We start from the raw sequence: 8,294 nt of genomic DNA, 5'->3' as shown, positions 1-8,294 counted from the left end.
ATCGCGAGGCCGCCGACGGCCCGCCAGCGCAGCGACCGCTCGGGCACCGCGACGTCGTCGCGCATGGCCTCGACGGGCGGCACGAGCGCGGCCCGACGGGCGGGCAGGGCCGCGGCGAGCACGCTCACGGCGGTCCCGACGACGAGCGACACGACGATCGTCGCCGCGTCGACCGGGATGTCGCCGACCAGGTCCATGCCGATCGACCCGAGCACGACGCGCAGCCCCGACACCAGGGCGAGACCGCCCGCGATGCCGAGCGCGGACCCGAGCATCCCGACGACGGCCGCCTGCACGAGCACGGACGCGAACACCTGCAGCGGTGACGCGCCGACGGCGCGCAGCAGCGCGAGCTCGCGCATGCGCTGGCGCACCGACATCGCGAACGTGTTGGAGATGATGAACGCGCCGACGAACAGCGCGATCCCCGCGAAGACCAGCAGGAACGTCGTGATGAAGCCGAGCTGGGACGCGATGTCCGCCTTGTTGTCGGCGCGCAGCGCGTCGCCCGTGACGACCTCGAGCCCGTCGCCGGCCAGCGGTTCCAGACGCTCGACGAGCTGCCGCGGCGTCGTCCCGTCCGCGGCGTAGACGGCGATCTCGTTCACGCCCCCGTCGTCGGGTGCCAGCACGTCGAGCGCGGTCTGCTGGTCGACCAGCACGATCGTCGCGCCGGCCATCGGGCCACCCAGGTCGACGCGCCCGACGATCTCGACCTCGGTCACCTGACCGCCCAGCACGGCGGTCGTCGTGTCGCCGACGGACAACCCGGACGACTCGAGCGTGGCGGTCTCCAGCGCGACCTCACCGGCGCGCTCGGGGCCCCGGCCCTCGACGACGTCGAGCGCGGGGTCGTCGGGCGCGTAGTTGAGCGCGAAGCTGGGCGCCTGCGTGGACTGCACCGCGGTGCCGTCGGCGCCGACCAGGACGATCGTGCCGGACAGCCCGGGGATCGCGTGCGCGACGCCGTCGACCGCGGCGACCTCGTCGACCAGCGCGAGCGGGACGCTCTGCGCGGTCGGGGTGCCCATGACGACCGACGCGTCGTCGGGCTGGTCGACGCGCACGTACGCGTCGGCGGGGGCCGCGGCGTCGACGATTCCGTCGAAGGTGCCGGACAGCATGGTCCGCAGCGCGAAGGTGCCCGCGACGAACGCGACGCCCAGCGCGACGGCCAGCAGCGAGAGCAGGAACCGCACGAGGTGCGCGCGGATCCCGCGGAGTGCGACGCGGCCCATCAGAGGGCCGCGGGGGAGGCCGCCAGGGGGCCGGCGGGCGCGACGGGCGCGGGTGCGGCGGCGCGGGCCGGACGCAGCGCCGCGAGGGCCGCGAGCACCGACTCCGTCGTGGGGTCGACGACCTCGCCGACCAGGCGCCCGTCGGCCAGGAAGAGCACGCGGTGGGCGTAGGACGCCGCCGTCGGGTCGTGCGTGACCATGACGACGGACTGCCCGAGCTCGTCGACGGACCGGCGCAGGAAGCCGAGGACCTCGGCGGACGACGTGGAGTCGAGGTTGCCCGTGGGCTCGTCGGCGAACACGACGGCGGGCCGCGTGACGAGGGCGCGCGCGCAGGCCACGCGCTGCTGCTGCCCGCCCGAGAGCTCGGACGGCTTGTGGTCGAGGCGGTCCGCGAGCCCGACGGCACGCACGACCGTGTCGAGGTGCGCACGGTCGACGGGACGCCGCGCGATGTCGAGCGGCAGCGTGATGTTCTCGAGCGCCGTCAGGGTGGGGACCAGGTTGAACGCCTGGAAGACGAACCCGAGGCGGTCGCGGCGCAGCCTGGTGAGCTTCCGCTCGTTCATGCCGGACACCTCGAGGCCGTCGACGACGACCGTCCCCGCGTCCGTGCGGTCGAGCCCCGCCATGCAGTGCATGAGCGTCGACTTGCCCGACCCGGACGGACCCATGATGGCGGTGAGCTCGCCGCGGCCGAAGTCGACGTCGACGCCCGCGAGCGCGTGCACCGCCGTGTCGCCCCTGCCGTACGTCTTGACCAGCCCGCGCGCGCTCGCGATCGGGGTCGTGTCCCTCGCCATGTCCTCCGCCTCTCACCGCACGTCGTCCGACGTCCGTGCTCACCTCACGGCACGCCGACGCGTGCCCGCCACGGACGATGGTCCTCGTGCGGCGGGGTCGGGGACATCGGTGACGTCCCTGGTCAGGCCCTGGTCGGACCCTGAGCGGCGTCGGGCGTGCCCCCGGGGGCGGACCCCGGGCCGACGTCGCCGGTGCGCCCGGCCGGCCGGTACGGCTCCTCCCGGACGGCGTGCGCGACGACGAGCTTCAGCACCATCACAGGTCCGAACCACGCGAGGCCCTCGGGCGTTCCCGCGATGGGGGCGGCGACGAGCGCGACGGTCGCGAACCCGAGCGCGACGGGCCGTTCGAGGTAGGCGGGGACGGACCGGACGGCGATGACGCCCGCGAGCGGCACGAGGTACCACCACAGCGCCCACACCCACGTCGCGTCGGGCACGACGGCGGCGAGGACGAACGGGTGGACGTGCAGCGCGGTGAACGCGACGGGGTCGTGCAGCAGGCGGTCGAGCCGGGTCACGGGCGGCGCGAGCGGCGAGTGGTAGAGCCGCTTGGCGGAGCCGAGCGCGTTGGCCGCGACGCCGCCGGTCACGTCGAGCGCGACGAGCAGCACGACGGCCCACGTGAGCCAGGTCCAGTCGTCGGGTGCGGTGAGCACCAGGACGCCGACCGCGAGCGCCGTCGTCGCCCAGACGACACCGCGCTCCGTGCGCGTCGCACCGGTGCCGAACAGCCAGTCGCGCGGGCCCGGCGGGACCGCCCAGTCGACGGGTGCGGCGCGGGTGGCGCGCGCCGAGGTCGCCTCGTCCATCCGTCCGTCCTCTCCCCCTGTCCGTCCACCCTGCGCCGTCGCGGGCTCCTCGTCCACGTGTGGGCCGTTGGTGCAGGTCAGGGTGGTTCGCCACCCTTGTCCGCGGCCGGACGGGTGACGCGGTGTGTGACGTGGGTCGTTGAAGGTTCAAAATCCGCGCGCGAGCACGGACGCTTGTCCAGGTCCCCGAAGAAGCCGAGGGTCCGCCCCGACGAAAGCTGTGGCCCCCTCATGCCCACCGGCCCCCTGGCCCCGACCGCGCCCCTCACCGGGGCCCGACGGCCGGCCCGACGCACGACCGCCCTCGCGGTGCTCGTCGCGCTCCTCCTCGCCCCCCTCACGGCACTCGGCCTCGCGAGCCCCGCGGCCGCCGCGACCGTGCGCGCCTTCACGCCCGTGTTCTCCGCGAACACCAACGGCGACATCCTCATGGCGGCCAACACGCTCATGACGTGCAACGCCACCTCGGGCACGAACTCCACGAACTGCGCCGCCGCGCGCGCGTCGAGCGTCAACCAGGCGTACTCCAACAACGACTTCACCGCGCAGTTCGTCAACGACGACGCGGACGCCTCGACGTTCAACGCGTCGAGCGCGACGCTCACCGTGCCGGAGAACGGCTCCGTGCTGTTCGCGGCCCTCGTCTGGGGCGGGCGCACCGAGACCGCGAACGCGACCTGGTCGAACTCGGCCCTGCGCGGGAACGTCAAGCTCAAGGTCCCGGGGTCCGCGACGTACCGCGACCTCACGGCCAGCCAGGTCGACGTCAACGCGTCCGACAACGGCTACCAGTCGTACCTCGACGTCACGGGCCTCGTCGCGACCGCGGGCAGCGGCGTGTACACGGTCGCGAACGTCCAGTCGACGACGGGCACGACCGACGACTACGCCGGCTGGTCGCTGGTCGTCGCGGTGTCCGACCCCGACGCGCCCGCGCGCAACCTCACCGTCTTCACCGGCTTCGGCTCCGTCGCGTCGGGCAACGGCATGCCGACGTTCACCGTGAGCGGCTTCCTCACGCCGCCGAGCGGCCCCGTCAAGACGACGCTCGGCGCCGTCACCTACGAGGGCGACATGGGCCTCACGGGCGACGCGTTCCGCCTCAACTCGACGACGATCTCCGACGCGCTCAACCCCGCCACGAACCCGTTCAACTCGTCGATCAGCCGCCACGGCGTGGCCGTGCCCGGGCGTTCCCCGTCGTACAACAACCAGCTCGGCTTCGACGCCGACCTGTTCAACGCCGACGGGATCCTGCCCAACGGCGCGACGAGCGCGAACCTCACGCTCACGACCGGCGGCGAGACGTTCTACCCCGGCGTCGTCACGTTCGCGACCGAGCTCTACGACCCCAAGCTGCTGGGCGTGAAGAGCGTCGAGGACGTCAACGGCGGGCTCGTCGAGCCCGGTGACGTGCTGCGCTACACGGTCCCCGTCCAGAACATCGGCCTCGACACCGCGTCCGACTCGCGCTTCTTCGACGCGATCCCGACGGGCACGACGTACGTGCCGGGCTCGCTCGTCGTCGACGGCGCCACGCAGACCGACGCCCCGGGCGACGGCGACGTCGGCCACTACGACGGCTCGCTCAACGGCCACGTGGTCGCCTACCTCGGCAGCGGCGCGACCTCCACGGCCGGCGGCGACGTGCCCGTCTCGCCGTCCGGGTCCACCGCGCAGCACACCGTCGTCTTCGACGTGCGCGTGAACCTCGACGCGCGCGACACCCAGAAGATCGTCAACTCCGCGGCCATGACGTACCGCGGCGCGACCACCTACGCCGCGGCCGCGTCCGCGTCGAACGTGCTGCTCAACCCGGTCGTCACGACGCCCCTGCCGGGCGTCAACCGGCCCCCGGTCGCGCAGCCGCACGTCCTCACGTTCACGCCGACGTCCTCGCAGCGCCGGCTCGACATCGACGTGCTCGCGAACGACAGCGACCCCGACGGGGACGTGCTGACGGTCGTCGCCGTCACCGACACCGCGGGCGGCACCGCCGAGATCCTGCCGAGCGGCCAGATCCGCTACACGCCGCGCGACGACTTCGCCGGTCGTGACGTGTTCACCTACACGATCCAGGACCCGGGCGGCTACCGCGCCACGACGTCCGTGCAGATCGAGGTGCTCAACACCGCACCGAACGCCGTCGCCGACACGGCGACCACCCGCGGCGCCACGCCCGTGGACGTCGACGTGCTCGTCAACGACAACGACCCCAACGGCGACACGCTGCGCCTGCGGTCCGCCGGCCCGACGAGCGCCAACGGCGGCACGGTCACCGTCCTCGACGGCGACACCGTGACCTACACGCCGCGCGCCGGCTTCAAGGGCACGGACACGTTCGAGTACGTCGTCGAGGACTCGCGCGGCCTGACCGACACGGCCGTCGTGACCGTCACGGTCACGAACAACGCGCCCGTCGCGGTCGCCGACGCCTACACGGTCAACACGGGCGCGACGCGGTCGATCTCGGTGCTGGCCAACGACACCGACGCCGACGGCGACCCGCTCACCGCCGTCCTCGTCACCGGCCCGGCGCACGGCACGCTGACGCTCAACCCGAACGGCACCGGCACGTACACGTCGACCGGCTCGTACCGCGGGACGGACTCGTTCACCTACCGGGTGTCCGACGGCACCGCGCAGTCGACCGTCGTCACGGTCACCTTCACCGTGAACGGCGCCCCGACGGCCGGCGACGACACCGCGACCGTCGCGGCGGGCCAGACGTCGGTCGACGTCGACGTCCTCACCAACGACGCCGACGCCGAGGGCGACCTCACGGTCACCGTGACCGGCGCGCCCGCGCACGGCACGACCGCCGTGCAGGCCGACGGCACCGTCCGCTACACGCCGAGCACCGGCTGGGCCGGCACCGACCGGTTCACCTACACGGTGACCGACGAGGGCGGGCTCACCGACACCGCGGAGGTCGTCGTGACCGTCGCGAACACCCCGCCGGTCGCGGTCGACGACACCGCCAGCACCGCCACGAACACGGCGGCGAGCCACGTCGCCGTGCTCGCGAACGACACCGACGTGAACGTCACCGCCGGGGTCCCCGGGCAGTCGCTGCGCATCGTCTCCGCGTCCGCCGACCGCGGCACGGTCGACGTCGAGACGGACAACACCCTCACGGTGCACCCGCCGACCGGCTTCTCCGGTGTCGTCGTCGTGACCTACACGGTCGGCGACGGGGCCGGTGGCACGGACGTCGGCGAGCTCCGCGTGACCGTCGCCAACGGCTCGCCGTCCGCGGTCGCCGACGGCCCGGTGACCACGCCGACCGACCGGTCCGTGCTGGTCGACGTCCTCCGCAACGACACCGACCCGAACACGGCCGACGTGCTGTCGATCGTCCCCGGCTCGGTCACGACGCCGCGCGACTCCGGCGGCACCGCCCGCGGCACCGCGGCGATCGAGAACGGCCAGGTCCGCTACACGCCGCCGACCGGCTGGGCCGGCACCGTGACGTTCACGTACGACGTCACCGACGGCGACGTGACGGCCACCGGCACGGTCACCGTGACCGTCGCCAACGCCGCGCCCGTCGCGGTCGACGACACCGCCTCGACGGCGTCCGGCACCCCGGTCACCGTCGACGTGCTCGGCGACGACACCGACGCGAACATCCCCGGCACCGACCAGGTGCTCGTCGTCACCGGCGCGACCGCCGACAACGGCGCGACCGTCGTCGTCGAGACCGACGGCCGCCTCACCGTCACGCCGGCCGCGGGCTTCGCGGGCGACGTCACCGTCACGTACACCGTGTCGGACGGCGCGGGCGGCACGGACACCGGCACGCTCGTCGTCACCGTCGCCAACGCGGCACCCGTCGCCCCCGCGGTCACCGGGACGACGCCGTACGCGACGCCCGTCGAGCTGGACCTGCTGGACGGCGTCACCGACGCCAACGGCGACCCGCTCACCGTGACGGTCGGCACCCCCACCGGCGCCGACGGCACCACGCGCGGCACCGTGACGGTCACGAACGGCGTCGCGACCTACACCCCGCCCACCGGGTTCTCCGGCACGGTGACCTTCACGTACACCGTCGACGACGGGACCGACACGACCACCGCCACGGTGACCGTCACCGTCGGGAACGCCGCGCCGGTCGTCGTGAAGGCCCCCTCGGGCGGCAGCACGGTCACGACCGGTGTCGGCTCGGCCGTCACGATCGACGTCCTCGCCGGCGTGACCGACCCCGACGGCGGCACGGTCACCATCGTCGACGTCACGCAGCCGTCCTCCGGCATCGTGGCGATCGTCGACGGCAAGCTCGTCTACACCCCGGCGCCCGGCTTCACGGGCACCGTGACCTTCACCTACACCGTGGTCGACGACCAGGGCGCCCGCACCACGGGCACCGTCACGGTCGAGGTGGTCGACGGGCGCGCGGCGCTCGCCACGACCGGTGCGGACGTCGCACGGGTCGTGGTGGCGGGCCTCCTGCTCCTGGCTCTCGGCGCGGCGCTGGTCGTCGTCCGACGCCGACGGACGGTCACCGCGGCCTGACGCACCGCGACGCGACACCACCGGAGCCCGGTCCCCCAGGGGGCCGGGCTCCGGTGCGTCCGGCCGCCGACGGTCGCGGTGGTGCGATCAGCCGTCGGCCGTCGCGAGCGCGTCGTCGACGCCGGTCTCGCGCGGGCCGCCGAGCGCGGGAGGACGGGACGTCGCCGCGTCCCACGCCGCGCGCAGCGACGCCGGCACCTCCCGGACCCGGTACACGACAGCCTTCGCGGGCTCGACGCTCGCCGCGGACACCCCGACGCCCGTCACGTCGATCCCCGCCTCCCGGCACGAGAACAGCATGCGGCGCAGGTGGTAGCTCTGCGTGACGACGACGGCCTGCTCGACGCCGAACACGTCGTGCGCGCGCACGCACGTGTCGTGCGTGTCGAGCCCCGCGTGGTCCCGCACGATGCGGTCCGCGGGGACGCCCCGGTCGACGAGCCAGTCGCGCATCGCGGTCGGCTCGTCGTGCCAGCGCGTGCTGTTGTCGCCGCTCACCAGCACCACCTGGACCGTGCCGCGCGCGTACAGGTCGGCCGCCGCGTCGAGGCGTCGTCGCAGGTACGTCGACGGGCTGCCGTCGGGCCGCAGGCCCGCCCCCGGGACGATGACGACGGGCGTGTCCGGGACCTCCTCGACCGACGCGCGGACGGCCGACTGCCCCACGCCCTGCACGACGAGGAACGTCCCGACGACGGCCGCGCCGAGCACGCCCGCGCCGAGCGTCGCCAGCCTCCGCACCCTCGTCACGGCGGCGATGCTAAGCCGGGCGCCGGCGCCGCGTCGGCGAAACCACGACATCACCACGAGATCGCGTCCTCCGCGCCGCTCCCCGTGGCGCAAGCGTCCGCTCGCGACCGGTCCGACGCGGGCGGCGTCCTGCGGCCGGGCGCGCGGGGCCGTCGAACGGGAGCGACCGGACG

At 74.1% G+C, this 8,294-nt stretch carries 5 protein-coding genes; 1 reads left to right on the top strand and 4 read right to left on the bottom strand.

Annotated elements, in window-relative coordinates; all coding sequences use genetic code 11:
* The 3 genes from HGA02_RS05705 to HGA02_RS05695 all read right to left on the bottom strand — a co-directional run.
* Window positions 1-1,238: FtsX-like permease family protein (locus HGA02_RS05705; protein WP_168678189.1), on the bottom strand; the 1,238-nt coding region annotated here is incomplete at its 3' end.
* Complete coding sequence (locus HGA02_RS05700) at window positions 1,238-2,041, bottom strand: ABC transporter ATP-binding protein (RefSeq protein ID WP_168678188.1); 804 nt, start codon at window positions 2,039-2,041, stop codon at window positions 1,238-1,240. The genes HGA02_RS05705 and HGA02_RS05700, both read right to left, overlap by 1 nt.
* Before the next feature lie 122 nt (window positions 2,042-2,163).
* Window positions 2,164-2,853 (bottom strand): hypothetical protein, encoded by a 690-nt coding sequence (locus tag HGA02_RS05695; protein WP_168678187.1) that lies wholly within the window; start codon window positions 2,851-2,853, stop codon window positions 2,164-2,166.
* A 231-nt stretch (window positions 2,854-3,084) separates the two neighbouring features.
* Here HGA02_RS05695 and HGA02_RS05690 point away from each other — a divergent pair, with 231 nt between their 5' ends.
* Window positions 3,085-7,371: a beta strand repeat-containing protein gene (locus HGA02_RS05690; RefSeq protein ID WP_168678186.1), complete on the top strand. Its 4,287-nt coding sequence runs from the start codon at window positions 3,085-3,087 to the stop codon at window positions 7,369-7,371.
* Between the two features lie 87 nt (window positions 7,372-7,458).
* Here HGA02_RS05690 and HGA02_RS05685 read toward each other — a convergent pair whose 3' ends face one another.
* Entirely contained in the window at window positions 7,459-8,121 is a 663-nt protein-coding gene (locus HGA02_RS05685) for a SanA/YdcF family protein (RefSeq protein ID WP_343035296.1), read from the bottom strand.
* Window positions 8,122-8,294: the final 173 nt, after the last annotated feature.

The organism is Cellulomonas septica (assembly GCF_012396155.1).
Classification (GTDB): Bacteria; Actinomycetota; Actinomycetes; order Actinomycetales; family Cellulomonadaceae; genus Cellulomonas; species Cellulomonas septica.
This window is presented reverse-complemented; position numbering and strand designations above follow the sequence as displayed.

Coding starts and splice junctions, on each gene's coding strand:
- HGA02_RS05700 (WP_168678188.1), bottom strand. CDS start 2,041: ATGGCGAGGGACACGACCCCGATCGCGAGCGCGCGCGGGCTGGTCAAG.
- HGA02_RS05695 (WP_168678187.1), bottom strand. CDS start 2,853: ATGGACGAGGCGACCTCGGCGCGCGCCACCCGCGCCGCACCCGTCGAC.
- HGA02_RS05690 (WP_168678186.1), top strand. CDS start 3,085: ATGCCCACCGGCCCCCTGGCCCCGACCGCGCCCCTCACCGGGGCCCGA.